This is a genomic window from Nocardioides jishulii, from assembly GCF_006007965.1.
Classification (GTDB): Bacteria; Actinomycetota; Actinomycetes; order Propionibacteriales; family Nocardioidaceae; genus Nocardioides; species Nocardioides jishulii.
Map to the genome: position 1 here is coordinate 1,914,341 of NZ_CP040748.1, position 25,219 is coordinate 1,939,559.

Consider the following 25,219-nt stretch of genomic DNA (forward strand, 5'->3'; position numbering starts at 1 on the left):
CGTCGCCACGTCTGTACCCACTCGGCCGGCCTACGCGGCCGCTCGACCGGGGTCAGCCGTCTCCCACCGAGGACCGGGTCGTGGAGTGCTGGATCAGCACGTCCACGTCCACTCCCCGATGCTGGCGGTGATCGGCCAGCCATGGCCGTGGGGCTCGATGTGCGTCTCGCCCAGGTCGAGGCAGTCGTTCACGTAGTAGGTGTGCTCGAGGTTGACGAGCCAGGCCCACGCAGCGTCGGCCGGAGCGCTGAAACCATTGCCGTCGGCATCGATCTGGGCGGCCTTCCAGTGCTCGTTGGCCTCCTCCGGATCGGTGGCGGCCAGGGCGGCGTCGAGGTGCCCGTCGACCACCTTGTTGGAGTAGTAGCCCGCGTTGAGCAGGTCGCTGCCCGCCAGGTCGGACTTGTAGAGGGAGTACATCTCGTAGGGGTCGTGGGATCCCCACCCGAAGAGCACGGAGTCGGTGTGCAGGCGCTTGTAGATCTCGTCCCAGCTGACACCCTCGGTGGTGATCTTGATGCCGGCCGGCTTCACCTGGTCGACGACGCTGAGGGCCAGGCCCTGGCGCAGTGAGTCGCCGGCCGGGTAGAGCAGGGTGAAGGTGGCGTCGCGACCTTCCTTCTCCACGACTCCGTCGTTGTCGGAGTCGGTCCATCCGGCGTCGGCCAGCAACTTCTTCGCACGATCGACGTCAGCGTCCTCGATGGCGGAGTCCGGGTTGTACCAGGGCGAGTTGTCCACGGGACCGGTCGCCGGGGAGCCGAACCCCTCGAGCACACCGTCGACCAGCGCCTGACGGTCGACCGCGTAGTTCACCGCCTGTCGGATCGCCTTGTCCGCGGTGACGTCGTTGCCGATCGGGAGCCCGGCCGGCGACTTCCTGCCCTCGTCGGGGACCGTCACGAAGTGCATGCCGCGGTTGTCGATGGAGGTGATGGCCTCCAGCCGCATGTTCGAGATCTCCTGGGTGGCCAGCGCCGCCGGGAGGCCGGCCACGTGCACGTCTCCCGTGCGGGCGGCTGCCAGCGAGGCATCCTCGTCGGTGAAGACGAAGACGACACGCTCGAAGGGCGACTTCTCGCCGTAGTAGTTGTCGTTGCGCGCGACCACCAGCTGCTCCCCCTTGGCCCAGTCGACCAACGTGAAGGGGCCCGAACCCACCGGCTTCTGGGCGTAGTCCTTGCCGTGGGCGTGCTCCGGCACGATGCCCAGGCTCACCAGACGGTTGACGAAGGTCGACTGCGGCTTCACGAGGGTGAGTTCGACCGTGTCCTCGTCGACCACCTCGGCCGACTTCAGGGAGGTCACGTCGGTGAGGCCGCCCTCCTTCGCCGCCGTCGTGAACGTGTAGGCGACATCCTCAGCCGTGACTGGCTCGCCGTCGGAGAACTCCGCGTCGTCGCGGATGTCGACGCTCCAGACGAGGCCGTCCTCGCTGACGGAGTAGTCCGTGGCCAGGTCCGTGCCGATCGACAGGTCGGCGTTGCGGGTCAACAGCGTCGACTGGAAGAGCGGTGAGCCGTAACGTCCCCATCCGAGCGTCGGGTCGTAGCCCTCCTCGGACTCACCGCCGACGGCGAGACGCAGCTCCGTCGGGACCTCCGTGGCGCCAGCACCGTCGTCGGACGCACAGCCGGCGGCGACGAGCAGGAGGCAGAGCGCAGCCCCAGCTGGGCGGAGGCGCTGACGAGAACGAGGCATGAGGGCTCCTTATTGCGAATGCATTGCAATAGGACAGTAGCCTACGAAGTGAATAGCCCTGATTCCCGGTACAGACTGGACAACATTTCTCTGTTCGCTCTGACCTGTGCGGCGAGGGCGCCCTCGCCACGGGGCGCCACGGGTTCCCCCGGCGGCGACGGCCCAGACCTCGTACCTCCTTGTCACGCCCGCCCGAAGAGCGGAGTGTGGAGAGGAACCACCCACGGGTCGTCCCGCCCCTGGGCCCCCGCACTCGAGGAGCAGGTCGATGAAGGCAGCAGTCGCCACTGATTTCGCGTCACCCCTGGAGATCCGCGACGTCCCGGTGCCTGACCCCGGGCCCGGACAGGTCCTGGTCCGCATCGAGACCTGCGGTCTCTGCCACACCGACATCCACGCCGCGCGAGGCGAGTGGCCCGTCAAGCCCAAGATGCCGCTGATCCCCGGCCACGAGGGCGTGGGCGTGGTGGAGCGGCTGGGCGAGGGCGACCTTCCGGTCTCCGTGGGCGACCGGGTGGCACTGCCCTGGCTCGGGCACGCGTGCGGCCACTGCCGCTACTGCGTGGCCGGGTGGGAGACGTACTGCCTGACCCCCCAGTACATGGGCTACACGATGGACGGCAGCTATGCCGAGTACGCGGTGGCGTACGCCTCCCACGTCGTGGCCGTGCCCGACGGCGTCAGCTCCACCGACGCCTCCCCCCTCACCTGCGCCGGCGTGACGACGTACAAGGCACTCAAGGTCGCCAAGCCACAGCCCAACGAGACCACGCTCGTGGTCGGCATCGGCGGCCTGGGTCACCTGGGGCTGCAGTACGCGCGGATCTTCGGCGCCACCACGATCGCGATGGACGTCCACGACGACAAGCTGCAGCTGGCCCAGGAGCTCGGCGCCGACCACGTGGTCGACGGCCGCGGTGACAGCCCTGCCGAGCTGGCTGCCCTGGGTGGGGTCGACATCGCCCTGGTCACCGTCCCCTCGCCCTCGGTCATGCGCGCTGCGCACGCGGCGCTGAACCCCAACGGCCGTCTCGTGCTCGTGGGCCTGCCGGCCGACAACTCCCTGGAGCTTCCCGTCTTCGAGACGGTGCTCATGGGCAAGTCGGTGATCGGGTCCCTCGTCGGAACCCGCAACGACCTGGCCGACTGCTTCGCCCTGCACGCCAACGGGCGCACCCGCGTCATCACCAGTCCCCGGAAGCTGGACGACGTCAACGAGTGCTTCGAGGAAGTGCTCTCCGGCCAGGTGCCCGCGAGGTTGGTCTTCGAGATGGGGAGCGCCCAGGGCTGAGGGGCTGCGCTGGGGCCCCTGCACTCAGAGCTTGCGCAGCGAGACGGTGGGGACCTCGGCGCGGGCAGCCGTGGCGACCTTCGCGATGCCGGGCGGCACCGGGGTGACCCCCGAGCCGTCGCGAGCCACGTACACGTGGACCCAGTGCCCCAGGGCCGCTCGCCGCCCACCGACGAAGGCGGCGAGCGCGTACGTGATGCTGCTGCGCCCCAGCTCGCGGACCGCCAGCCCGATGGTGACCTCGTCCCCCAGCCCCACCTCGTTCTCGTACGAGCAGGCGGACTCACCCACCACACCGATGGCATCGGCGGCGACCGGGTCCACGCCGCCCTCCGTCTGCAGCCACGTGTTGATCGCGGTGTCGAACCAGCCGTAGTAGACGATGTTGTTCACGTGGCCGTACATGTCGACGTCGGACCAGCGCACCTGCTGGCGGATCCGTACGGGGTAGTCCTCGACGCTCGTCACGCCTCCTCCTTCATCGTGACGAGCTGGCGCAGCTCGCTGCCGTCGGCGAGGCGGTCCATGGCGTCGTTGATCCGCGAGAGGGGCACGGACGAGCTGATCAGCTGCTCCACCGGCAGCCGGCCGCGGCGCCACAGGTCGACGAAGATCGGCAGGTCGCGGGCGGGCACCGACGACCCCAGATAGCTGCCGACGATGGTGCGGCCCTCGGCGACGAGGCCCAGCGGCGAGACGACGGCGGTGTCGCCGGGCGCGGGGAGGCCCACCGTGATGGTCGTGCCGCCGACGGCGGTGCAGGTGACGGCGAGCTCGAAGGCGGCGGAACGGCCCACGGCCTCGATGACCCGGTCGGCCTTGAGGGTGGCACCAGCCTCGTCCGGGCTGAGGGCACGCGTGGCCCCGAGGCGGAGTGCCTGGTCACGCTTGACCTGGGAGGTGTCGACGCCGACGACCTCGACGTCGTCGAAGGCCAGGGCCGTGATCAGCGCCGCCATGCCGACGCCGCCGAGACCGACGACGGCCAGGGTCGAGCCCGGGACGGGGCGCGCGGCATTGAGCACCGCTCCCCCGCCGGTCAGCACGGCACATCCGAGGAGTGCGGCCACCTCGGCGGGGACGTCGTCGTCGACGGGCACCACGGAGCGGCGATCGACCACAGCGTGCGTGGCGAACCCCGAGACGCCGAGATGGTGGCGTACGGGCCCGTCGGCGTCGGTCAGCCGCATCCCTCCGGCGAGCATCTCCCCCGCGCCGTTGGCTGCCGTGCCCAGCACGCACGGCGCGACTCCGTCGCTCGCGCACCCGGAGCACGTGCCGCACCGCGGCAGGAAGGTGAGGACCAGGCGCTGCCCCACGGTGACGTCGTCCACGCCGGCGCCGACCTCGAGCACCCGTCCCGCTGCCTCATGGCCCAGCAGCATGGGAGTCGGACGGCTCCGGGACCCGTCGACGACCGACAGGTCGGAGTGGCAGACGCTCGCCACCTCGATCTCGACGAGCACCTCGGTCTCGCGAGGACCGTCGAGCTCCAGCGGGACGACGTCGAGCGGGGTGGAGTCCACGTACGGCCGGGACGCTCCCACCGCCCGGAGCACCGCTCCTGTGATCTGCATCCGAACCTCCCAGTCGGGCCAGCACGCGCGGGCCAGCGCCAAGGTATGCAGCGCAGCGGGCGTTCACAAGGGCCACGCACCGTCACAGTGATCAGGGTCGTTTGTGCGCTGCGCCCCTGTACGCGGACGACACCCGCACGCATGATGAACGGACACGACGAAAGAGGTGCGCCAGGATGCGGCTTTCGCTGTCCGCCGAGGACCGAGCCTTCCGCCAGGAGATGGCCGAGCTGTTCACGACCGTGGTGCCGGACGAGGTCCGCCAGACCGTCCTGTCCGGCGGCGAGATCTCCGAGGAGATGTTCCGCGCCAGCCAACGGGCGCTCAACGACGCCGGCGTCGCGGTGCCGCACTGGCCCCGCGAATGGGGTGGACGCGGGTGGACCGACCTGCAGCGCCACCTGTGGCACGAGGAGATGCAGCGCGCCGGCGTGCCCTCGCCCATGCCCTTCAACGTGAGCATGATCGGCCCGGTGCTCATCCAGTTCGCCTCGCAGGAGATGAAGGAGCGCTTCCTCCCCGACACCGCCAGCCTCGACATCTGGTGGTCGCAAGGCTTCTCCGAGCCCGACGCCGGCTCCGACCTGGCCAGCCTGCGGACGAGTGCCGCGCGCGACGGTGACGACTGGATCGTCAACGGCCAGAAGACCTGGACGACGCTCGGCCAGTACGGCGACTGGATCTTCACGCTCGTGCGCACCGACCCGACCGTGAAGAAGCAGGCCGGCATCTCGATGCTGCTCATCGACATGACGTCTCCCGGCGTCGAGGTGCGCCCCATCCAGCTCATCGACGGCGGCCATGAGGTCAACGAGGTCTGGTTCACCGACGTACGCGTGCCCGGCGAGAACCTGGTGGGCGAGGTCAACCAGGGCTGGACGATGGCGAAGTTCCTGCTCGGCAACGAGCGGGTCGGCGTCGCCCCGGTGGCACTGGTGAAGCGGATGCTCGCGCGGGCCAAGGAGGTCGCGGGCGACCAGCTCGAGGACCCGTTGGTGCGAGCCCGGGTGGCGGAGCTCGAGAACGAGCTGCTCGCCCTCGAGCTCACCACCCTGCGCGTGGTCGCCCACTCCGACGGCGGCGAGCCGCATCCTGCCAGCTCGGTGCTCAAGCTGCGCGGCACCGAGCTCCAGCAGGCGGTCAGCGAGCTGGTCGTCGACCTGGCCGGCCCGGCCTCGCTGGTGCCCGCCACGGCGGACAGCGACCTGCCGGTCTGGGCCCGGCGCTCGGCGCCGACCTACCTCAACTACCGCAAGGCTTCGATCTACGGCGGCTCCAACGAGATCCAGCGCCAGATCATCGCCGGCACCATCCTCGGACTGTAGGGAGCGACATGGACTTCACGCTCGATGACGAGCAGATCGCCCTGCGCGAGGCGGTGCGCGGCCTGCTCTCGCGCCGCTACGGCGACTTCGAGGAGCGACGCCGCAGCGTCGCCAGCGAGCCCGGGTACGACCCGACCATGTGGAAGGCGCTCGCCGAGATGGGCGCACTCGGCCTGCCGTTCACCGAGGAGGACGGCGGCATGGGCGCCGGTCCCGTCGAGGTCGGCGTCGTGGCGCAGGAGATCGGCCGCGTCCTCGCGCCTGAGCCGTACCTCTCCACGGTCGTGCTCGCCGGCGGCATGGTCGCGGCCCTGGGCACCGACGTCCAGCGCGCCGAGGTGCTCGGCCCGTTGTCGTCAGGCGACCTCCACCTCGCCCTCGCCCACGCCGAGCCAGGAGGCCGCTGGAGCGACGGCGCCACCTCCGTCACCGCCAGCCTCGTCGGCAACGAGTGGAGGCTCACCGGCGTCAAGGAGCCGGTCCTCAACGGCGACGCCGAGACACTGGTGGTCACCGCTGCCCTGCCCGAGGGCGGAACCGGCGGTTTCCTCGTCGCCGGTGAGGCCGCGATGCGGACCAGCGCCACGGCGTACGACGGGACCCGCGTCAGCCGCGTCGTCCTGGACGGCGCCCTCGGGGTCCCACTCGGCGAGGCCGACTCCGACGCCAGCCAGGCCATCGGGGCGGCGCTCGACCGCGCCCGGATCATCGCGTGCCACGAGGCCCTCGGCGGCATGGAGGCGGCGTTGAAGGCGACCACCGGCTACCTCCGCAGCCGCAAGCAGTTCGGCGTCCCCCTCAGCACCTTCCAGGCGCTCACCTTCCGCGCCGCCGACATGTACGTCGCCGTCGAGCTCAGCACCAGCATGGTGTGGTGGGCGACGATGGTTGCCTCCGAGCGCGACGCGTCAGCGACCCGGGAAGCGGCCGAACGAGCTGCCCTCCAGGTCAGTCGGGCTGGCCGGCTCGTCGGTCAGGAGGCCATCCAGCTGCACGGCGGCATCGGCATGACCGCGGAGTACCCGGTCGGCAACATCACGGCCCACCTCACCGCGCTCGACCACCTGCTGGGCGACGGCGGGCACCACCTGCGGTCACTCTCGCAGCGCCTGGAGGGCTACGGCGCGATCGACCCGTTGGCCTGACCGCTGGAGGGCGGCCGCCGGCCGCCCTCCAGCGCCCGCCCTCCTGGCGGGGCCTCGTCAGCGAGCCCGCGCCATCAGGGCGAGCCCCAGCAGCAGCTTGTCGCGGGGATTGCTGAGCGAGCGGCCGGTGAGCTGCTCGATCTGCTTGAGCCGGTAGATCACGGTGTTGCGGTGGCAGTAGAGCTCACTCGCCGCGTGGGTGGGAGAGCCGTCGTGGCGCAGGAGCGCGGCCAGGGTCTCCAGGAGCACCTCGGCCTGGGCGGGTGGCTGGGCGAGCACGGGCCCCAACGCCTCGGCGACCAGCCGCGGGGCGACCTGCGGGTTGCCGACGAGCAGCACCTCGGGCAACCGCTCCGAGACGGCGACCACCTGACTGGCACCGCGCGGCACCGTCTCGGCCGCACGGCACGCGAGCTGGAACGCCGTCGCGAAACCGGCGATCCCGTCGGTCGAGAGCGCCACCCCCATCCGGCCCGCCGCCTGGGGGGCGAAGACCCCGACCAAGGTGTCCTCGTCGGGCAGCTGCCCCGACAGGAGTCCGTAGTGCACACCCGAACGCACGTGCCAGCGGGCCACGATCCCGAGCCGGTCGAGCCGGTCGTCCACGGTGGCCAGCCCGTCGCCGACGTCGGGGCGGTCGTGGATCAGCGCGACGCAGGCCACCGCGTCCTCGGCGCCGATCCCGAGGGTGGCGTACACCTCCTCGGCGAAGGCGGGGTCCGCGCCCCGCCCCTCCACCAGCCCGTCGAGCAGCCCTTGCTCGCGCTGGAGGTCCTGACGCTGCATGCGTGAGGTCTCGCGGCGGTACGCCTCGATCACCACGGTGTTCTGCACGTCCAGCGTGGTCCACACGCTGCGGGCCGCGAGCAGCAGCACCTGGTCGTCGACGTGGATCGCCGGGTCGACGGTGACGCGCCCGACGAGCGCCTCCCACAGGATCCGTGCGCCGAGCATGTAGGCGTTGAGCACGAGCTCCAGCGGCACGTCCTGCCGGGCGCGTCGTCGTCCGGTCTCGCGCCACAGCTCCACGGCGTTCCCCGCGCCCTCGCCCTCCTCCTGCCCTTGGCCCGAGAGGATCCGCAGGCCGCGGCGGATGTGCTGGCGGGTGCTGGTGCGGACATCAGCGCGGAACTCCGGGCCGATGCGTTCCCACAGGTCGTGGTCGCGCTCGAAGAGGGACAGGGTGATGGTGTCGGCAATCGAGTCGGACTGGTCGAGCAGCAGCGACCAGGCGCTCCGCAGGGCGTCCTCGACTTCGACCTCACTGGTGGACATGTCGTCAGGTTCGCACTCCCAGCACAACTCTGACCATCCCCCTAGGCGCCGTTGGGGCCCCGCGACCAACCATTTCTGGGCGCCGCGCCCAATGACCCCGGTGTGCCAGCAAACCAAGGTGGTACAGGTCACACCGCACAAGGAGGGGTCAGTGAGGCAGGAACCCGCACCGGAGGCAGAGCTCGCAGACAGGGAGCTCGCAGACAGGGAGCTCGCAGAGTTCGCGCTCGAGCACGTCACCGTCCACTTCGGCGGACTGACGGCGCTCTCCGACGCCTCGCTCTCGGTCGCCCCGCGCAGCGTCCACGGTGTCATCGGCCCCAACGGCGCCGGCAAGACGACGCTCTTCAACGTGGCCTGCGGCTTCGTACGCCCCGACGAGGGCCGCGTCGTGCTGCGCGGTCGCCACCTCCCGCAGCTGCGGCCCCACCACCTGCCCCGTCTCGGGATCGCCCGCACCCTCCAAGGGCTGGGCCTCTTCGAGGGGGTGAGCGTGCTGGACAACGTGATGCTGGGTGCCGACCACCACGCGCGCAGCGGCTTCGCTGCCGCCCTCTTCCGTCTGCCCGGATCTCGCCGCGCCGAGCACGACCTGCGCACCCGCGCCATGGAGGCCCTCGACTCACTCGGGATGGCGCACCTGGCCGCGGCTTACCCCGGCGGTCTCCCCTACCCGTTGCGCAAGCGCGTCGCCCTGGCCCGTGCCCTGGTCTGCGAGCCCAGCCTGCTCCTGCTCGACGAGCCCGCCAGCGGGCTGGGCGCCGACGAGATCGAGGAGCTCGGTCTTCTCGTCCGCAGCCTGGGCGAGCGGATGTCGGTGCTGCTGGTGGAACACCACATGGACCTGGTCATGGAGGTGTGCGACGAGATCACCGTCCTCGACTTCGGACGCGTGATCGCCCACGGCTCCCCCGCGCAGGTGCGCGAGGACCCGCAGGTCCTCGACGCCTACCTAGGCGACGCCTCCCTCGCCGAGGAAGGGACCGCCTGATGCTGACCGTCGACCGCCTCAGCGTCGCCCACGGGCCGGTGCAGGCACTCCACGAGGTCTCACTCACCGCCGAGCGGGGCCGGATCACCACCGTCCTGGGCGCCAACGGCGCCGGCAAGACCACGTTGCTGCGCACCATCTCCGGGCTGCACCGCGCCGTGTCGGGCAGCGTCCGCCTCGGCGACCAGTCGCTCAGCAGGGTTCCGGCCGAGGCGATGGCTGCGCACGGCCTGGCCCACGTGCCCGAGGGGCGGGGCGTGGTGACCGAGCTGACCGTCGAGGAGAACCTCCGCCTCGGCGCGCTCGCCCGGGGCCGGGTCCGCCCCGGCGACCTGGACCTGGCGTACGACCTCTTCGCGCCGCTCGCCGACCGGCGCGGCCAGGCCGCGGGCAGCCTCTCGGGCGGCGAACGACAGATGCTGGTCATCGGGCGTGCCCTGATGGCCCGCCCGGCGGTGCTGCTCCTCGACGAGCCGTCGCTGGGTCTCGCCCCCCGCGTCGTGGCGCAGATCTTCGCGCTGCTGAAGCGACTGGTCACCGACGAAGGACTGACAGTCCTGCTGGTCGAGCAGAACGCCCGCAGCGCCCTCGCGGTGGCCCACCGCGGCGTCGTGCTCCACCTCGGCCGTGTCGTGGCCGACCGCGACGCGAGCGAGCTCGCCGCCGACGACGCCCTCCGCCACGCCTACCTCGGATTCTGAGAACCGGAAGGACCCACCGTGCAACAGCTCGTCAACACCGCCCTCGGCGGCCTGGTCCAGGGCATGGTCTTCGCGGCCTTCGCCCTGGCCCTGGTGCTCATCTGGCGCTCGACGCGGGTGGTCAACTTCGCGCAGGCGCCGATGGCGATGGTGACCACGTTCATCGCCCTGAGCGTCATCGACGCCACCGGCTCCTACTGGCTCGGCTTCGCCGCGGCGCTCGCCAGCGGACTGCTGCTCGGCGCCGTCATCGAGCGGGGGGTGGTGCAGCACGTGGTCGGCAAGGGCGAGCTCAACGCCGTCATCCTGACGCTCGGCCTCTTCATCGTGCTGCACGCCGGGGCGGCCGTCGTCTTCGGCAATGAGTTCCGCTCGTTCCCCGCGCCGTTCGGCGTCCGCGGCATCGAGGTCGGCGGCCAGTCGGTCGCACTGACCACCTCGGGCCTCTTCACGATCGGCGCCGTGCTGGTCGTCATGGGCCTGCTGGTCGTGCTCTTCCGCTTCACCGACGTCGGCCTGCGGATGCGGGCTGCGGCCTTCAACCCCGAGGTCGCCCGGCTGCTCGGCGTACGCGTGGCGCGGATGACCACGCTGGGCTGGGCGTTGGCCTCCCTGGTCGGTTCGCTCGCGGGTCTGCTGATCGCAGGCGGCAGCCTCGTGCACCCCTCCTACATGGACTCGGTCGTCGTCCTCGGCTTCGTCGCCGCCGTGCTGGGCGGGCTCGAGAGCCCGGCCGGAGCGGTGGTCGGCGGGCTCCTCCTCGGCGTCGCCCTGAGCTTCGTCAGCGGCTACCTCGGCTCCCAGCTCGTGGCCCTCGCGGCCTTGGTGATCCTCGCCGTCGTCCTGGCCGTACGCCCCGGAGGCCTGTTCGCCCCCACGGTCGCGAGGAGGGTCTGATGCCGCAGTTCCTCACCGCCCACCCGCTCGTACGCCACCTGCTGGTCGCGGCGCTGGGCATGGTCGTGGTCGTGACCGTCCTGGGTGCGGTCGGCGAGTTCCGCCGGTTCCAGCTGGCCGAGATGGCCAGCCTCGGCATCGCCGCCGGAGGACTGACCGTGCTGACCGGGATCAACGGCCAGCTCTCGTTGGGTCACGGCGCCCTGATGGCGATCGGTGCCTACACCACCGCCCTGCTGCTGCCCGACCGCGACGCGGGGACCCCGCTGCTCCTCGTCCTGCTCGCCGCCGTCGCGGTCACCGCCCTCGTGGGGGTGGTCCTCGGTGCGGCGGCGGCCCGCCTGCACGGTCCGTACCTCGCCGGCGCGACGCTCGCCCTGGCCATCGCCGTGCCCGGCATCGCGCTGCACTTCAAGGGCACCCTGGGCGGGGAGCAGGGGCTGCGTGTCGTGATGCCCCGCCCGCCCACCTGGGCCGAGGACGCCACCTGGTTCCTCACCGCCCAGGAGCTCACCTCGACCGGGTGGATCGCGTTCATCGCCTGGACCACGCTCATCGTGACCTACGTGCTCCTGGCCAGCCTCACCTCGGGGCGCGTGGGCCGGCGGTGGCGGGCGGTGCGGGATGACGAGATCGCCGCGCAGCTGGTCGGCATCGACGTGGGCCGGGCGAGGATCTCCGCGTTCACCGTGTCCGCGGCCGCCGCCGGCGCGGCCGGTTGCCTGCTCGCCCTGGTGGTTCGGCTCTCGGCGCCCGGCTCGTTCGGGCTGGTGCTGAGCCTGACCCTGCTGGCGGTCGTCGTCCTCGGCGGGCTGGGCTCGCTGGCCGGAGCCCTCCTCGGAGCGGGACTGCTCACCTTCCTGCCGCAGGTGGCCACCCAGGTCGGACGCGACGCAGGCCTGAGCGACATCCAGGCCGCCGAGCTGGCCCCGCTGGTCCAGGGCGTCGTCATGGTGCTCGTCATCCTGCTGGCCCCCGGCGGGCTCGCCGGTGCCTGGCGCGGCGCCCGTGCCCGGCTGCGCAAGCGGGGGCGTACGCCCGGCCTGGCCCTCGCCGGGGCGGCACCCACCGAAGCCCTCGGCCCCGTCGACATCGACGCCACGGATCCCTTCCCTGCCGAACCTGCCCGTCCCGTCCCGTCCGAATCCACCAAGGGAGCACGCCCATGACCATCCATCGAACACGTCCGGCACCACGTACGGCTGTGACAGCCGCCGCGCTCGCCTGCCTCCTCACGCTGCCCGCCTGCGGCGCGGGTGGGCGCGACGAGAGCTCCGACGACGCCGGAGGCGCCACCGACACCGGCGTCACCGCCGACAGCGTCACCATCGGCGCGCACTACCCGCTCACCGGCGTCGGCGCCCCCGGCTACAGCGAGATCCCGACCGGCGCTCAGGCGTACTTCGACTACGTCAACGCCAACGGCGGGGTCCACGGACGCAAGATCGAGTACATCGTCCGCGACGACGGCTACAACCCCACCAACACGAGCAAGGTCACCAACGAGCTGCTCTTCTCCGACGAGATCTTCGCCATGGTGGGTGGCCTCGGCACCCCCACCCACAGCGCCGTGGTCGACCAGCTCAACAGCGAGGGCGTCCCCGACCTGTTCGTCTCGTCCGGATCGCTGATGTGGGGGGACGATCCCGGCGAGCGACCGATGACCTTCGGCTGGCAGCCCGACTACGAGTCGGAGGCGAAGATCATCGGGCAGTACGTGGCAGAGAACATGCCCGACGCCAAGGTCGGCCTCTACCTGCAGGACGACGACCTCGGTGAGGACGCGGAGAAGGGCGTACGCCGCTACCTCGACGACCAGATCGTCGCGGTGGAGCGCTACGCCTCCGGCAACACCGACGTGGGTCCGCAGATCGCCGGCCTGCAGGGCGCAGGAGCCGACCTCGTGCTCGGCTTCAACACCCCCGCCTACACCGCGCTGGCCCAGCTGGTGTCGATGAAGCTCGGCTACAAGCCTCAGTGGTTCGTCTCCTCCATCGGCTCCGACGCACCGCTGGTCGGCTCGCTGCTCTCGGAGTTCTCGGAGGGCGCGGTCAAGGCCGGGACGGGCGCCCTCGACGGCGTGCTGACCTCCGAGTACATCCCCACCACCGACCAGCCCGACGACCCGTGGGTCCAGCTCTGGCAGAAGGTGTGGGACGAGCACGGCGGCAAGGGTGAGCTGACCAACTACCGCATCTACGGCATGTCCCACGCGTACGCCACGGTCCAGGCCCTGCAGGGCGCCGGCAAGGACCTCACCCGCGAGGGCATCGTGGAGTACCTCAAGGAGAACGGCAGCGACCTGGATGGTCCGCAGCTCGCACCCTTCCGTTACGGCGACGACAGCCACCTGGGCATCTCGGGCATGCGCCTGGTCAAGCTCAAGGGGCGTGGATCCGAGCCGGTCACCCCGGTCCTGGTCACCGACATCGGTGACGCCGAGATCACCGAGGACTCCTCCGGCCAGGACAAGGACGCACCGCCGTCCAGCGGCGTGCCCGAGTAAGGAGCGCGTGCTCACACCCCGACCCCGTCTCTCCGCCAGCACCTCGTCGTGCTGGCGGAGAGACGGTTCCATTTCCCCGGGGGTGCCGCACGCACGCGGGCCCGCAACGGTTCGCGCGCATGGCCGTCGTAGAAGCCCCACGGGCTGTCGAGCTGACGCGTCACGTAGCACCTCAGTGCTCGCCCGTGACACACTGGGGTCCGGGGGTCGAGCAAGGCACCCCATTCTCAGGCCGACGGAGTGTCCTTGAACATCGATGAGCCGGTCCGCACGACGCCGCGCTCGGTCCTCAGCGGCGCCCTCGATGACGACCCGGAGTTCCTGAGGTCCGCCTACGCCCGGCTGATCACCGGGCAGCTCGTCGACACCACGCGCCTGAACCGACTGACCGATCTGACGGCCCGGTTGCTGGGCACGAGCTCATCCCAGGTGTCGATCATCTCGGACATCCAGACAGTGGTGGGCGCCACCGGCATGGCCGCATCTGCCGAGTTCCAGGAGTCTCCCGCCGAGGATTCCCTGTGCACGGTGACCGTGACCCATGGCTCGCCGCTGGTCGTCGATGACACCGTTCTGGACGGCCGCGTCGCGGGCTTGCCGCCCGTGACGAGTGGCGCCGTCCGCACCTACGCCGGGGTGCCGCTTCGCGCCGGTGACTACCTGGTCGGAGCGCTGTGCGCGTACGACAGCCACGTGCGCGAGTGGACCGCCGACGACGTCGCGCTCCTGGAGCTGCTCGGCGAGGCCGTGACCGCCGAGCTGGAGCTCGCGGCCGTCGAGGCCAGCTACGGCGAGGCCCGGCAGGTCTGGGGCGTCGCGGTGGAGGCCGCCGGCGTGGGCGCGTACGACTGGAACCTGCGCACCGGCGAGCTGCACTGGGACGACCGGACGTTGGAGCTCTTCGGCCTGGAACGCGAAGCCTTCGACGGCCGGATCGAGACCTTCCACGCCCTGCTGCATCCCGACGACCGCGACCGTGTCACCCACGCCTTGCAGAGCGTGATCGAGGAGTGCGGCGTACTCGACCTGGAATACCGTGTCGTGCCGCGCGAGGGTCCGACGCGCTGGATCCTGGCCCGTGGCGAGGCGTTCCCCGGTCTCTCCGGACGGGCCGAGCGGTTCGTCGGCGCCGTCCTGGACACCACGCAGGTGCAGGAGGGCGAGGCGCGCATTGCCCGCGTGCTGGAGGCGATGCCCAGCGCCTTCTACAGCGTGGACCGGGAGTGGCGATTCACCTACGCCAACGCTCACGCGCAGCAACTCCTGGCTGGTGTCTCGGGAGAGCTGATCGGCCACGTGGTCTGGGAGCTGTTCCCAGGAGCGGTCGGGAGCGACTTCGAGGTGCAGTACCGGCACGCGGCGGAGTCCGGTGAGCCCGTGGCCTTCGAGGCGTACTACCCGCCTCCGCTGGACGCCTGGTACGAGGTCCGCGCCTGGCCCAGCCCGGAGGGCCTCTCGGTCTACTTCCTCGACGTCACCGGCCGCCGCGCCGCTCAGGAGGAGTTGACGCGCAGTGCCGCGCGCGGGTCGCTGCTCGCCGAAGTCACCTCATCGCTGACGTCCACCTTCGACACCTACCAGGCGGTCGGTCGGCTGGCCCAGCTTCTCGTGCCCCGGTTGGGCGACTGGTGCATCGTCACCCTGGTCGACCACAGCGAGCCGTTCGGCCAGCATGACTGGCGGCGCCACCTGCGTGACATCGGCCTCTGGCACGCCGATGAGTCGCAGCGCTCCACGCTCGAGCGGTACGCCGAGCTGCGGATCGCGTCGTCCGGCGACGACTCCTACCTGGCCCGCGCCCTCACCGGTGAGCGCTCCGTCATCGTGGCCGACCGCGCCTACGAGCAGGTCACCGCGACCCTGGCACCCGGCGAGGCGCGCGAGCGGTACCTCGAGCTGGCAGCGCGGACGGTCGCCTTCCTGCCGGTCCGCGGCAGGGGCCGCACGGTCGGCGCGCTCACGGTTGGCCGCGGCCGGGACCTGCCGCCGTTCACCCCCGAGGAGCTCAACACACTCGTGGACATCGCCGCCCGCGCCGGGCTGGCACTGGACAACGCCCGGGCGTACGCCCAGCAGCGCGAGCTCGCCGAAGGCCTGCAGCGCAGCCTGCTCACACCGCCGCCGGACCCCGAGCACCTGCAGGTGGCGGTCCGCTACGAGCCGGCCGCCGAGGTCGCCCAGGTCGGAGGCGACTGGTACGACTCCTTCCTGCAGACCGATGGCTCGGTGGTCCTGGTGATCGGCGACGTCGTCGGCCACGACACCGTCGCTGCTGCCGCCATGGGCCAGCTGCGCGCCCTCCTGCGGGGCATCGCCGTCACCACCGGTGGAGGGCCGGCCGAGGTGCTGCAGCGGGTCGACTCGGCCATGCCCACACTCCAGATCGACACCACCGCGACCGCGGTCGTCGCTCAGGTGGAGCAGACGCCGCAGGAGCGCGAAGCCGGGACGGCGCGCCTGCGCTGGTCCAACGCGGGCCACCCACCGCTGATCATCGCGGTGCCGCAGGCCGACGGCAGCGTGGTCACGGCAGTGCTCGAGGGAGACGAACCCGACCTGTTGCTCGGCATGGCCCCTGGCGTCGAGCGCGAAGAGGCGATCGCCGCCGTGCCCGTGGGCTCGACCGTGCTGCTCTACTCAGACGGCCTGGTGGAGCGACGCGGCCAGAACCTCGACGACGGCATCGAGCTGCTGCGCACCACCCTCGCGGACCTGGTCGCCGAAGGCTCCGACCTCGACACCCTGGCCGACGAACTGCTGGCACGTCTGCTGCCCGAGCGGCCCGATGACGACGTTGCTCTGGTCGCGCTGCGGCTGCGTGAGGCGGCGGTGGAGTCGGCTGGCTGAGGTGGTTGCCAGCGTGCGCGGCGCGCCGCAGCAATCGGCTGTCGTGCCGCGTGGCCACAGTCCGGGGTGGTGACGGCCTTGGGATTTCCACCACGTCGGCTTGTTGCCCGTTCAGGCTGCACATGGCCTAGTCCAGTGAAAACGAAAACCGCCTCCGACCTGTGTTCCGCAGGTCAGAGGCGGTTTGGCATGCGGTGGGCGATAGTGGCTTCTAACCAGAAATCCAAGGGTCCGCTTCAGGGGCGCCAAATGACCATGCACGCCGTCAGCCCGCTTGCCTTCTCCAACCTGCCGCACAAGCAGCCCAACCCTTTCCGCTCCAGCCGGGCAGTCCGGGTCCAGTCACAGCCCTGCAACCGAGGTCGCCCACGCCGTCGACCTCGTCGTGTCCGAGTCCACGGGCCCCCACCCGGGGAGTCACTGATCACACCTCATCGCGTGCCGACGGTCGAACACTGGCGACGTACGGCGCGGGCTGCCGCGCTCGCCAATCTGCGTCTGGCCGTCTGGAAAGTCGGCCCTCGCCAAGAGCCTCTACACCCGCTCCATCGGCTTCGGCTGCCGCGTCTACGTCCCCGGGGACCCGAAGGGCGAACACACCGCGGTCGCCGAAGTGGTCGGGGGCCGCGCGATCGCGCTGGGACACGGGATGCCCAACCGGCTCAACCCGCTCGACGAGGGTCACCGCCCCGGTGGCGTCGACGACACCCAGTGGGCAGCTCAGGTCACCGCCCGGCGGCGTGATCTCGTCGGGGCGCTCACTGAAACCGTTCTCGACCGACGTCTCACACCACTCGAGCACACCGCGATCGACGTCGCCTTGACCGACACGGTGCGCTCCAGCGAGGTCCCAGTTCTGCCGATGGTCGTCGACCGACTCCTCTCCCCCGCTCCCGGAGCCGACACCGACGGGCGACTCGCCGAGGACGGACGCCTCGCCGGTCACGCCCTCAGGCGTCTGGTGGCAGGCGACCTCGCCGGGCTCTTCGATGGCCCATCCACGGTCTCGTTCGATCCCAGCCTGCCGATGATCTCCCTCGACCTGTCGCGGGTCACCGAGAACGCCACCCTCGTCTCGGTGCTGATGACCTGTGCGTCCGCGTGGATGGAATCCGCGCTTCTCGACCCCGCAGGGGGCCAACGATGGGTGGTGTACGACGAGGCCTGGCGCCTCATGTCCCACCCCGCGCTCCTACGTCGCATGGACGCCCACTGGCGACTCGCACGCCACTACGGCATCGCGAACATGTTGCTCTTCCACAAACTGTCCGACCTCGACAACGTCGGGGACTCCGGTTCCGCCATGCGTGCCCTGGCGTCGTCGCTGCTCGCGAACGCCGAGACTCGTGTGGTCTACCGGCAGGAGTCCGACCAGCTCGGGTCCACCGCCGCTGCACTCGGACTCACCGGGACCGAGCAGTCCCTGCTCCCCACTCTGGGTACCGGACAGGCTCTGTGGCGGATCAAGAACCGCTCGTTCGTCGTCCAGCACCAACTCCACCCGGACGAGCTCGAACTGTTCGACACCACGGGGCGTATGTCGTAGGCCCTATGACTGTTCGTTGGATTTCTGAAGGTTTCGCGTCGAACTGTCACGTGCTCGGCGGATCGTCGGCGTGCGCAGGTGCATGTTCGTCCAACTGGCACACTTTCGCAGTCCGGGATCACGACGCGGCGCTCGTCAGTCGATCGGCGTCGGCGTGCCCGGGTCCGCTCGCAGCAGTTCTTCGTGGTTGTCGTGCGATGGGAGTACACAGAACAGAATGCCACCGGGATCTGCCAGGACGACCCAACCTTCGTCGCCGCTCTGACCGACGTCGGCGCGTGTGGCACCGAGGCACAACGCCTTCTCAACGCAGCGAGCTTGGTCGGCCGGTCGCAAGTCGAGGTGGATGGCACCAGGCGGGGCCGACTGCTGCGAGGGTTGGATCAGCAGGGACGGCTGGCCGGGGGCGACGAGCATGATCGAGTCGCTGTGGTTGGGCGCGACTTCGTACCCCAGCAGGTCTCGCCAGAAGCGGGCAATGGTCGTTGGCCGATCCGACTTCATCGTCACGGTTGCGATTCGTGCTTCGGCCATCAGTAGCGACCTATGCCTGCTGGAACTCGAGGCGATTGCCGAACCATCGCCAGCGCGTACTGGGGTCGACCAGCTCTTGCTCGAACTCCTCGACGTCCTGCGGCGTCGCGAGAACGTACGTGGCCGCGCCGCCTGGCAGGACGCGCAGGCTCATCAGGAACTCAGGTCACCAATGTCGGCCACGCGCCGAGAATACGCCCGAATCGTCAGGAAAGGCGACTGATGATCAACAAATCTCTAACTGTCCGGGAACCTGCGCTACCTGCACGAACGCAAATCGCATGCCCAAATCCCCGAAACGAACCGTCATGCCTAGAGACACTCTATTCAGCGGTGCGTCCACGCGTCAGTCGGCCCACGTGCGTCACCGACCGCAGGCCATTCGCGTCGTCGTAGTCGTACAGGGCCCACTCGACGCCGGCGGCGTAGGCGTCGTCGCCACTAGTTCGCACTTCGAACTGCAGGCGGACCGCAGCAGACGAGCCCGCGTTCAGACATGCGGCGTACCCGTCCCGGTACCCCTGGTCGAAACGCTGCGGTCGTTGGCGTGGCCCCATGCACTTAGTCGAACACCTGTTCGATCACGAGTCAAACGGTGCCCCTGCTGTCAGGGCCTCCCCGCACACCTTCCTGACACAACCAGGAAAGGTGGCCGGCGATGCGCAACAGTCTTGGAGAGCGTGAGGCGAAACTCGAGGCGCTGCACGAGAAGCTCACCGCGTCAGTCGCAGCGCTGGTGACGGGCGAGGACTGGAAGCGGGCGCTGGAGTTCGCGGCCAGGTTCCGGTCGCGGTCGTTCAACAACACGCTGCTGATCCACGTGCAGCACTACTCCGCTCACCGGGAGGGGCGGGTTCCGCATCCGTCGCCGACGTATGTGGCGGGGTTCAAGCAGTGGTTGTCGTTGGACCGGCAGGTGATGAAGGGCCAGTCCGGGTACGCGATCCTGGCGCCGGTGACGGCGCGGTTCGTGTCCACGACCCCGGATGACCCGGGCTCGTGGCGCCGACTCGGGCGCGGCGAGAAGCCGCGGCCGGGTGACACGGTGCGAGCCAAGTTAATCGGGTTGCGTCCGGCGTACGTGTGGGACGTGTCCCAGACCGATGGGGATCCGCTCCCCGAACCACCTCGCCCGGTCCTGCTGCGTGGCGAGGCGCCTGAGGGGTTGTGGGACGGCCTTGCGGATCAGATCACCGCGCAGGGGTACGAACTGCGCCTGGTGTCTGACGCCTCCCACATCGGTGGCGCGAACGGGCTGACCGACTTCCTCACCCGTGAGGTGTCGGTCCGCATGGACATGGACGACGCAGCCCAGGTCAAGACGCTGGCCCACGAACTGGGTCACGTCATGCTGCACTCCCCCGCGTCCTCGGTGCAGGAGCAGACCCGAGCCGCGGCAGACGCGACGCTGCACCGCGGGATCGCCGAGGTGGAGGCCGAGTCGGTGGCGCTCATGGTGGCGGCCGCGCATGGGCTGGACACGAATGACTACACCGTCCCGTACGTGTCGACGTGGGCCTCCACCGTGCGGGGCAAGTCTCCGGTCGAAGTCGTCCAGGCCACCGCAGACCGCGTACGAGGGACGGCGATGAAGATCCTCGATGACCTCGACACCGCTCAGGTCAACGACGGCAACCCTCCGGGACTCGACCGCGAGGCACTCGCGGCGAACCGACGGGTGCCCCGCCCACGACGGACCGCGACACGCTCTCCCGTGTCCAGTGGAATGGGAGTCGAACGATGAGCATGATGAGCGCTTCGTACCGCCGTGACCATCCCACGATCCGTGTGCCGGTGGTGATGCCACTTGTCGAGGTCACCATCGCCCAGGACGGTCACGCGGCCGTGAGGTTGAACGGGGAGCCGTACAACGTCGACGGATCCCTCACCCGCTCTGACGTGAGCACGGTGCTGGACCAGATCGCACTGCAGTTGGGCACCGCAGTGCGCGCTGAACTTATCGAGTCCGACGGCGAACGATTCACCGACTACGTCACCCCCGGCTCTTCCCCGCGCTGCCCTGCCTCCACCAACGACGTCGCGCCTGCATCGAGGCCCACTCACCCAGGGCCTGGCGGTGTGAGGCCGCTGTTGTTGTCCGCGTTCGGGGTCACGGGCAGCGGGTTCACTGTGGGTGAAGAGGTCGAGGTCTGTGTGGTGGTGACGACGCAGGTCGCGGACGCCGACGGCCAAGCGTTCGTCCGGGTGCCCTCAGCGCTGCTGGCCACCCACCCCGATGTGGTGTTGGTCGGGCGGTCGTCGGGAACGGTCGCCGCCGGATCCGTGCCCGCGGACGCCGACTCCGCGTAAGCGAGACAAGCCATGAACCCCGGGGGCCGCAGCGCCGATGACACCTTGGTCAACGCTGGCCTGCTCCTGATCGTCGCCGTCGCCGGTCTCGCCGGCCTCCTCCGCCTGACGGGCAGCGTCGCAGCGCGGGTTACCGGCGCCGATGACCCGTCTGGAAGTTGGGCGGGCGGCCTCTCCGTCCTGACCAAACCGACGGATCCGGCCGGTGCACTTGGCGCCATAGGACTGTCTGCGTGGACCTACTGGTTGACCCTGATCATCCTGCTGACCATGGGCGTTCTCCTGGCGTGGGCAGGATGGCGTCTCTTCGACGGCGCCAGGCACCGTGCACGACTTGATCCCTCCCGGCTGTCGGGAACAGCGACCAGACGCGACGTACGCGCGACCGCGTCGCGTCACGCCTTGTTGAAACGCGGCCGGACACTGCGCCCGTCGCTGCCTTCCCCGACTGCTTCGGACGTGGGATATCTGCTCGGGCATGCACACGGCAAGGAGGTGTGGGCCTCAGTCGAGGACTCGATCCTGCTGCTCGGTCCGCCGCGGTCGGGCAAGGGACTGCACATCGTCATCAACGCCATCCTCGACGCCCCCGGCGCGGTGATCACCACATCCACCAGGCCCGACAACATCAGCGCCACCATCGACGCCCGCCGGGCACGGGGGCCCGTCGCGGTCTTCGACCCCCAACGTCTGGCGCAGTCGATGCACGCTGGCCTGCGCTGGTCGCCGGTACGCGGGTGTGAAGATCCGCTGACCGCGATGATCCGCGCCACCGGCCTCGCCTCCGCCACCGGCCTGTCGTCCGGTGGCGTGGAGTCGGGTGGGTTCTGGGAAGGCAAGACCCGCACCGCCCTGCAGGCACTGCTCCACGCAGCCGCGCTGGACAACCGCGCCCCAGCAGAACTGTTCGCGTGGACCCTGAATCCTGCTGCCGCGGCCGACGCCGTGACGATCCTGTCCAGTCACACGGGCGCTGCACCGGGATGGGCCGAATCGTTGGAGGCCATGATCAGCACGGATCCTCGTACCCGCGACTCGATCTGGATGGGTGTCTCGCTGGCCTTGTCGAGCCTGGCCGACCCACGGGTGCTGGAGACCGTCACCCCCAGGACCGGAGAGCACTTCGAGCCCGAGCAGTTCCTCCGCGACAACGGCACGCTCTACCTGCTCGCAACCGGATCCGGCGCCGGCGCCTCGTGGCCTCTGGTGGCGGCGTTCATCGAAGACCTCGCCGAGACCGCACGCCACCTCGCCGCGGCTTCGCCGGGAGCACGACTCGACCCACCGCTGCTGCTGGCTCTGGACGAGATCGGCAACCTGTCTCCCCTCCCCTCGCTGCCCACGTTGATGGCCGAGGGCGGCGGGACCGGGATCACCACGCTGCCTGTCCTGCAGTCGCTGTCCCAGGCCCGTGACAAGTGGGGCGACCACGCTGCTGGCGCGATCTGGGATGCCTCGATCGTGAAGATCGTCCTCGGCGGCGCCTCGTCGGCGAAGGACCTCCAAGACCTGTCGGCACTCATCGGTGAGCGCGACGAGCTCACCGACTCCATCTCGATCGGTGACTACGGATCGCGCAGCGTCCAACGCTCCACCCGCCGCGTCTCCATCCTGCCCCCGGAGAGGATCCGCACCCTGCCGTTCGGCACCGCGCTGGTGCTGCTGCGCTCCACCGCGCCGCTCATCACCCAGCTGCGGCCGTGGACCACGCGCCACGACGTACAGCCGTCAACGAGGCCGCGGCGATCCTCCAGTTGGCGACGGCCTCGGGGATCTACGCGCACCTGACAAACGAGAGCGGTTGCCACCCAGGCGCCGCGCCGGTGTCAGGAGCACGTGATGACGATTCCTACCCAGATGAGCCTGCCCGGGTTCATCGCCACCACTCCGGAGCTGACCCACACCCAGACCGGAACCGAGCGGTTCTACGCCCGCGTCGGGGTGGAGCACTACCGCAAGGAGGCCGACGGCACCTACACGCAACTGGAGACGAGCTTCCACAGCCTGGTGGCCTTCAGCAAGACCGCGCTGCACGCGTACGAGCAGTTCCGGGTCGGCGACTCCGTCGTCGCTTCGGGCTACATCAACGAGTACGAGGTCGAGCGCCACGGTCACGTCGAGATGCGCGAGGAGTTCGTCGCCCGTCGCCTCGGGCACGACACCGCTCGTACCCGCTACGAAGTGGACCGGTCCCCACGGACCGAGCCCGAGGCACCAGGCGTCGAGGTCCCGCAGCAGCAACCCCGTGTCGCTCCTGCGGCCACGGCCGCGAGCCCGTCCGCGAGCTCCGTCCCGACCGCTCACGGCATGGGCATCTGAGCGGGCCTATCGCCATGACCTCCCACGACCCGTCATCGACGTTCACCTCGCGCATGGGAGTCGTCGACAGCCAGGACGCCGAGTCGGTCGATGACGGGTTGGTCCGGCCGATCAACTGGAACGTCCTCACCGCGGCCGAGGCGGAGAACGAGTGGCTCGACCTCAACGCGTGGGTCCACTGGCTGCGCTTCGCCTACGGACTCCCCGTCGCGATCATCCCGCCGCTGTGGCATCGGCACAACGCCCTGGTCCTCGAACTCTCCGCGCTGCACCGGGCGTGGCTCGCCTCCGTCGACCCCGACGGCCCTCCGGGCGGCCAACTGCAGTGGCACGAACAGTTCACCAACAGCCGTCACCGGCTGCGTGAGTGGGTGCAGCTGGCCGGCACCAAGCTCGACCGCGACCGGCCCACCCGCATCACCACCTGGCCAGGGGATGAGCCCCAACCGCCGGCCATCGAGGCCGAGATCACCGACCGCGAAGCCGACTTCTACAGCTTCGTCGCCCTGGATCTCGCAGCCCGCCGCAGCGTCGAGGAACGTGTTGCCCGCCGCCGCGCCCTCCACTCCACCTGACCAGTCCGACGCTTCAGGAGCCCCCGATGAATCGCAGCGACGCCACAGCCATCACCTGCGCGAGAGTGCTGATCACCGCGCTGGCCGACCACCCCGATCATGCGTTCCCACCCTTCGCCAGCAGCGACTACGAGCGAGCGCTCATCGACTTCGACACCATCTGCGGTCCACAAACACCCGGGCTGCCTGCCTTGCGGCCCGCGGGGCAGGCCAGCGAGCTGTACGAGCAGGCGCTCAACGCCATCACCATCCTCGGGGACCTCGGGATCCTCGACGGCCTGCAGGTCGAACTCGTCCTCGATGTCCTCGACCAGGCGTTCAACGGGCCCTGGTGATGTACGGCCACTCCAGTGCAGCAGTACGCGACGCGGTCGGCGAACTGCTCCACCATCAACGCCTCACCAAGCCGATCGGCGCCGTGCACATCCTCGACGACCCGAGGTTTGACGACTACCGGGACGATCTCGCCCTGATCACCCGATACCGACAGGTGCTGCTCGGGTGGTGCTGCCAACTGGCGCGCATCACCACCGCCTACTCCCTGCCAGGCACCGCCGGGGAGTCGTCCTCAAGCCCCGCGCGGGATCTCCACGAACACCTCCGCAGCGCGTACGCCCACTCCCCCGCACGCGCCCCCAGCATGGACGAACTCACCACGCCCGCTTCCACCTCGGTGGTCGAAATCTGGCGCACCGCCGCCCGGGCAGCGGTCCTCGCCGAGGTCGACTTCAACCCGACCCTGGCGCCGGCCGCGCTCAGCGCAGGTGAACGCATCGTCATGCTCAAAGACATCGCCGACGTCACCCACGCACTCGTGTCCCTCGAGCGGCGATACCGAACCCTCCCCGGCTGGCTCCCCCTCGACAACACCCGCCGGTTGGGACGCAGCGCCCACCTGGCCCGCCTCTTCGCCGACGCCCAACAGGTCGACTACGCGATCGACCATCGAGGACAACGCCCCTGTCCCGGACTCATGGCCGACGGCGAACGCACCGGGATCGCAGGCCTCCTCGCCGCCGAACACAACCTGTACGTCCAGCTGGTGCGCCACTTCCCCGACGCCACCACCCTGCGGCTGGTCCTGGACTCCCAACGCCTGATCTCCGCCGCTGCCTCCGAGATCGTTACCGAAGCCGACCCCGACCTGACCCACCTTTGGGCTGCGCGCGCCGAGACCTACCGATTGCTGACTGATCACACTCGTGACCTTGGCGGACAGATCGGCCATGGTGCGCCCGCAGCCCGAGAGGCGCTCATCCTCGGAACTCGCCTACGCATGCTCGGACGCCCAACCATGACACCGGCCCAAGTTGATGGACTCGCCAACCTCTTCAACCGGGTCGACGCCCGCATCGCTGAGATCGTGAGGACCGGCGCACGGCAAGACCTCTACTTCCTCCGCGTCCCGATCCCCCGTATCGACACCAGCAGCCCAGGCCTCACCAAACCAGTGCGACATCGGTACGCACCGCTCAGCGCGGTTGGCAGCGACATGGTCGAGTTGGTCACCAGTCGGTTCCCGACCCACGGCACCCAGGCCACTCACCCCGCTCACGCGCCCCGGCTCACACTGAGTTCGAACCCGAGATCGTCGCTCGCACATGGCTCCGAGCCCTGGGCCGTCGAACGCTCCCTGGAACTCTGAGCGATCGCGTGCCTGTGCCTCGGGGCGGCGCCCC

General features: G+C 70.0%; 23 protein-coding genes. 17 read left to right on the forward strand and 6 right to left on the reverse strand.

Features of this window, described 5'->3' with window-relative positions; translation table 11 throughout:
* Positions 1-93: 93 nt before the first annotated feature.
* Positions 94-1,701: an ABC transporter substrate-binding protein gene (locus FCL41_RS09025; RefSeq protein ID WP_137065724.1), complete on the reverse strand. Its 1,608-nt coding sequence runs from the start codon at positions 1,699-1,701 to the stop codon at positions 94-96.
* Positions 1,702-1,969: 268 nt separating this feature from the next.
* On the opposite strand from FCL41_RS09025, the gene FCL41_RS09030 reads away from it, so the two are divergent.
* The gene (locus FCL41_RS09030; protein ID WP_137065725.1) at positions 1,970-2,992 is read left to right on the forward strand and encodes an alcohol dehydrogenase catalytic domain-containing protein; all 1,023 of its coding nucleotides are present in this window, start codon (positions 1,970-1,972) and stop codon (positions 2,990-2,992) included.
* 24 nt (positions 2,993-3,016) lie between these two features.
* Here the strand turns inward: FCL41_RS09030 and FCL41_RS09035 are convergent, their stop codons facing one another.
* Entirely contained in the window at positions 3,017-3,460 is a 444-nt protein-coding gene (locus FCL41_RS09035) for an acyl-CoA thioesterase (protein WP_137065726.1), read from the reverse strand.
* Complete coding sequence (locus FCL41_RS09040; RefSeq protein ID WP_137065727.1) at positions 3,457-4,569, reverse strand: alcohol dehydrogenase catalytic domain-containing protein; 1,113 nt, start codon at positions 4,567-4,569, stop codon at positions 3,457-3,459. Before FCL41_RS09040 ends, FCL41_RS09035 begins: the two co-directional genes overlap by 4 nt.
* A gap of 176 nt (positions 4,570-4,745) precedes the next feature.
* Between FCL41_RS09040 and FCL41_RS09045 the strand changes: the two genes are divergently transcribed.
* Both FCL41_RS09045 and FCL41_RS09050 read left to right on the forward strand, forming a co-directional pair.
* Positions 4,746-5,894 carry an acyl-CoA dehydrogenase family protein gene (locus tag FCL41_RS09045; protein ID WP_137065728.1) on the forward strand — a complete coding sequence of 383 codons (1,149 nt, stop codon included), beginning with the start codon at positions 4,746-4,748 and terminating at the stop codon, positions 5,892-5,894.
* 8 nt (positions 5,895-5,902) lie between these two features.
* Positions 5,903-7,039: an acyl-CoA dehydrogenase family protein gene (locus FCL41_RS09050; protein ID WP_137065729.1), complete on the forward strand. Its 1,137-nt coding sequence runs from the start codon at positions 5,903-5,905 to the stop codon at positions 7,037-7,039.
* A 57-nt stretch (positions 7,040-7,096) separates the two neighbouring features.
* Here the strand turns inward: FCL41_RS09050 and FCL41_RS09055 are convergent, their stop codons facing one another.
* On the reverse strand, positions 7,097-8,314 hold the full coding sequence (locus FCL41_RS09055; RefSeq protein ID WP_170970239.1) for a PucR family transcriptional regulator: 1,218 nt from the start codon (positions 8,312-8,314) through the stop codon (positions 7,097-7,099).
* Between the two features lie 151 nt (positions 8,315-8,465).
* On the opposite strand from FCL41_RS09055, the gene FCL41_RS09060 reads away from it, so the two are divergent.
* The 7 genes from FCL41_RS09060 to FCL41_RS09090 all read left to right on the forward strand — a co-directional run bounded on the left by FCL41_RS09060 (position 8,466) and on the right by FCL41_RS09090 (position 17,802).
* Complete coding sequence (locus tag FCL41_RS09060; protein WP_239021590.1) at positions 8,466-9,305, forward strand: ABC transporter ATP-binding protein; 840 nt, start codon at positions 8,466-8,468, stop codon at positions 9,303-9,305.
* Positions 9,305-10,006, forward strand: coding sequence for an ABC transporter ATP-binding protein (locus tag FCL41_RS09065; protein WP_137065732.1), 702 nt, complete (start codon positions 9,305-9,307; stop codon positions 10,004-10,006). Before FCL41_RS09060 ends, FCL41_RS09065 begins: the two co-directional genes overlap by 1 nt.
* 18 nt (positions 10,007-10,024) lie before the next feature.
* On the forward strand, positions 10,025-10,903 hold the full coding sequence (locus FCL41_RS09070; protein WP_137065733.1) for a branched-chain amino acid ABC transporter permease: 879 nt from the start codon (positions 10,025-10,027) through the stop codon (positions 10,901-10,903).
* Positions 10,903-12,072 (forward strand): branched-chain amino acid ABC transporter permease, encoded by a 1,170-nt coding sequence (locus tag FCL41_RS09075; protein ID WP_137065734.1) that lies wholly within the window; start codon positions 10,903-10,905, stop codon positions 12,070-12,072. Before FCL41_RS09070 ends, FCL41_RS09075 begins: the two co-directional genes overlap by 1 nt.
* The gene (locus tag FCL41_RS09080; protein ID WP_137065735.1) at positions 12,069-13,409 is read left to right on the forward strand and encodes an ABC transporter substrate-binding protein; all 1,341 of its coding nucleotides are present in this window, start codon (positions 12,069-12,071) and stop codon (positions 13,407-13,409) included. Before FCL41_RS09075 ends, FCL41_RS09080 begins: the two co-directional genes overlap by 4 nt.
* 246 nt (positions 13,410-13,655) lie before the next feature.
* Positions 13,656-16,256, forward strand: coding sequence for a SpoIIE family protein phosphatase (locus FCL41_RS09085; RefSeq protein ID WP_212723113.1), 2,601 nt, complete (start codon positions 13,656-13,658; stop codon positions 16,254-16,256).
* A gap of 649 nt (positions 16,257-16,905) precedes the next feature.
* Positions 16,906-17,802, forward strand: a complete 897-nt coding sequence (locus tag FCL41_RS09090; RefSeq protein WP_239021591.1) for a TraC family protein — start codon at positions 16,906-16,908, stop codon at positions 17,800-17,802.
* A 135-nt stretch (positions 17,803-17,937) separates the two neighbouring features.
* On the opposite strand, the gene FCL41_RS09095 is transcribed toward FCL41_RS09090, so the two are convergent.
* Both FCL41_RS09095 and FCL41_RS17050 read right to left on the reverse strand, forming a co-directional pair.
* Positions 17,938-18,336, reverse strand: coding sequence for a VOC family protein (locus tag FCL41_RS09095; RefSeq protein ID WP_137065736.1), 399 nt, complete (start codon positions 18,334-18,336; stop codon positions 17,938-17,940).
* A 10-nt stretch (positions 18,337-18,346) separates the two neighbouring features.
* Positions 18,347-18,490, reverse strand: a complete 144-nt coding sequence (locus FCL41_RS17050) for a hypothetical protein (protein ID WP_170970240.1) — start codon at positions 18,488-18,490, stop codon at positions 18,347-18,349.
* 504 nt (positions 18,491-18,994) lie between these two features.
* On the opposite strand from FCL41_RS17050, the gene FCL41_RS09100 reads away from it, so the two are divergent.
* Genes FCL41_RS09100 through FCL41_RS09130 form a run of 7 tightly spaced genes read left to right on the forward strand, consistent with a single transcriptional unit; the run spans position 18,995 to position 25,185 of the window.
* Positions 18,995-20,080 (forward strand): ArdC-like ssDNA-binding domain-containing protein, encoded by a 1,086-nt coding sequence (locus FCL41_RS09100; protein ID WP_137065737.1) that lies wholly within the window; start codon positions 18,995-18,997, stop codon positions 20,078-20,080.
* Positions 20,077-20,646, forward strand: coding sequence for a hypothetical protein (locus tag FCL41_RS09105; RefSeq protein WP_137065738.1), 570 nt, complete (start codon positions 20,077-20,079; stop codon positions 20,644-20,646). The genes FCL41_RS09100 and FCL41_RS09105 overlap by 4 nt, the downstream gene beginning before the upstream one ends.
* Before the next feature lie 12 nt (positions 20,647-20,658).
* A complete protein-coding gene (locus tag FCL41_RS09110; protein ID WP_137065739.1) occupies positions 20,659-22,434 on the forward strand; it encodes a type IV secretory system conjugative DNA transfer family protein in 1,776 nt (591 codons plus the stop codon).
* A gap of 51 nt (positions 22,435-22,485) precedes the next feature.
* Entirely contained in the window at positions 22,486-22,965 is a 480-nt protein-coding gene (locus tag FCL41_RS09115) for a single-stranded DNA-binding protein (RefSeq protein ID WP_137065740.1), read from the forward strand.
* Between the two features lie 14 nt (positions 22,966-22,979).
* A complete protein-coding gene (locus tag FCL41_RS09120) occupies positions 22,980-23,540 on the forward strand; it encodes a hypothetical protein (RefSeq protein ID WP_137065741.1) in 561 nt (186 codons plus the stop codon).
* Positions 23,541-23,566: 26 nt separating this feature from the next.
* Positions 23,567-23,875: a hypothetical protein gene (locus FCL41_RS09125; protein ID WP_137065742.1), complete on the forward strand. Its 309-nt coding sequence runs from the start codon at positions 23,567-23,569 to the stop codon at positions 23,873-23,875.
* Positions 23,875-25,185 (forward strand): hypothetical protein, encoded by a 1,311-nt coding sequence (locus FCL41_RS09130; RefSeq protein WP_137065743.1) that lies wholly within the window; start codon positions 23,875-23,877, stop codon positions 25,183-25,185. Before FCL41_RS09125 ends, FCL41_RS09130 begins: the two co-directional genes overlap by 1 nt.
* Positions 25,186-25,219: the final 34 nt, after the last annotated feature.

Excerpts from the sequence above, each read along its gene's own strand:
- FCL41_RS09025 (WP_137065724.1), bottom strand. The coding sequence starts at position 1,701 with ATGCCTCGTTCTCGTCAGCGCCTCCGCCCAGCTGGGGCTGCGCTCTGC.
- FCL41_RS09030 (WP_137065725.1), top strand. The coding sequence starts at position 1,970 with ATGAAGGCAGCAGTCGCCACTGATTTCGCGTCACCCCTGGAGATCCGC.
- FCL41_RS09040 (WP_137065727.1), bottom strand. The coding sequence starts at position 4,569 with ATGCAGATCACAGGAGCGGTGCTCCGGGCGGTGGGAGCGTCCCGGCCG.
- FCL41_RS09045 (WP_137065728.1), top strand. The coding sequence starts at position 4,746 with ATGCGGCTTTCGCTGTCCGCCGAGGACCGAGCCTTCCGCCAGGAGATG.
- FCL41_RS09050 (WP_137065729.1), top strand. The coding sequence starts at position 5,903 with ATGGACTTCACGCTCGATGACGAGCAGATCGCCCTGCGCGAGGCGGTG.
- FCL41_RS09055 (WP_170970239.1), bottom strand. The coding sequence starts at position 8,314 with ATGTCCACCAGTGAGGTCGAAGTCGAGGACGCCCTGCGGAGCGCCTGG.
- FCL41_RS09065 (WP_137065732.1), top strand. The coding sequence starts at position 9,305 with ATGCTGACCGTCGACCGCCTCAGCGTCGCCCACGGGCCGGTGCAGGCA.
- FCL41_RS09075 (WP_137065734.1), top strand. The coding sequence starts at position 10,903 with ATGCCGCAGTTCCTCACCGCCCACCCGCTCGTACGCCACCTGCTGGTC.
- FCL41_RS09080 (WP_137065735.1), top strand. The coding sequence starts at position 12,069 with ATGACCATCCATCGAACACGTCCGGCACCACGTACGGCTGTGACAGCC.
- FCL41_RS09090 (WP_239021591.1), top strand. The coding sequence starts at position 16,906 with ATGCCCAACCGGCTCAACCCGCTCGACGAGGGTCACCGCCCCGGTGGC.
- FCL41_RS09095 (WP_137065736.1), bottom strand. The coding sequence starts at position 18,336 with ATGGCCGAAGCACGAATCGCAACCGTGACGATGAAGTCGGATCGGCCA.
- FCL41_RS17050 (WP_170970240.1), bottom strand. The coding sequence starts at position 18,490 with ATGAGCCTGCGCGTCCTGCCAGGCGGCGCGGCCACGTACGTTCTCGCG.
- FCL41_RS09100 (WP_137065737.1), top strand. The coding sequence starts at position 18,995 with ATGCGCAACAGTCTTGGAGAGCGTGAGGCGAAACTCGAGGCGCTGCAC.
- FCL41_RS09105 (WP_137065738.1), top strand. The coding sequence starts at position 20,077 with ATGAGCATGATGAGCGCTTCGTACCGCCGTGACCATCCCACGATCCGT.
- FCL41_RS09110 (WP_137065739.1), top strand. The coding sequence starts at position 20,659 with ATGAACCCCGGGGGCCGCAGCGCCGATGACACCTTGGTCAACGCTGGC.
- FCL41_RS09115 (WP_137065740.1), top strand. The coding sequence starts at position 22,486 with ATGACGATTCCTACCCAGATGAGCCTGCCCGGGTTCATCGCCACCACT.
- FCL41_RS09120 (WP_137065741.1), top strand. The coding sequence starts at position 22,980 with ATGACCTCCCACGACCCGTCATCGACGTTCACCTCGCGCATGGGAGTC.
- FCL41_RS09125 (WP_137065742.1), top strand. The coding sequence starts at position 23,567 with ATGAATCGCAGCGACGCCACAGCCATCACCTGCGCGAGAGTGCTGATC.
- FCL41_RS09130 (WP_137065743.1), top strand. The coding sequence starts at position 23,875 with ATGTACGGCCACTCCAGTGCAGCAGTACGCGACGCGGTCGGCGAACTG.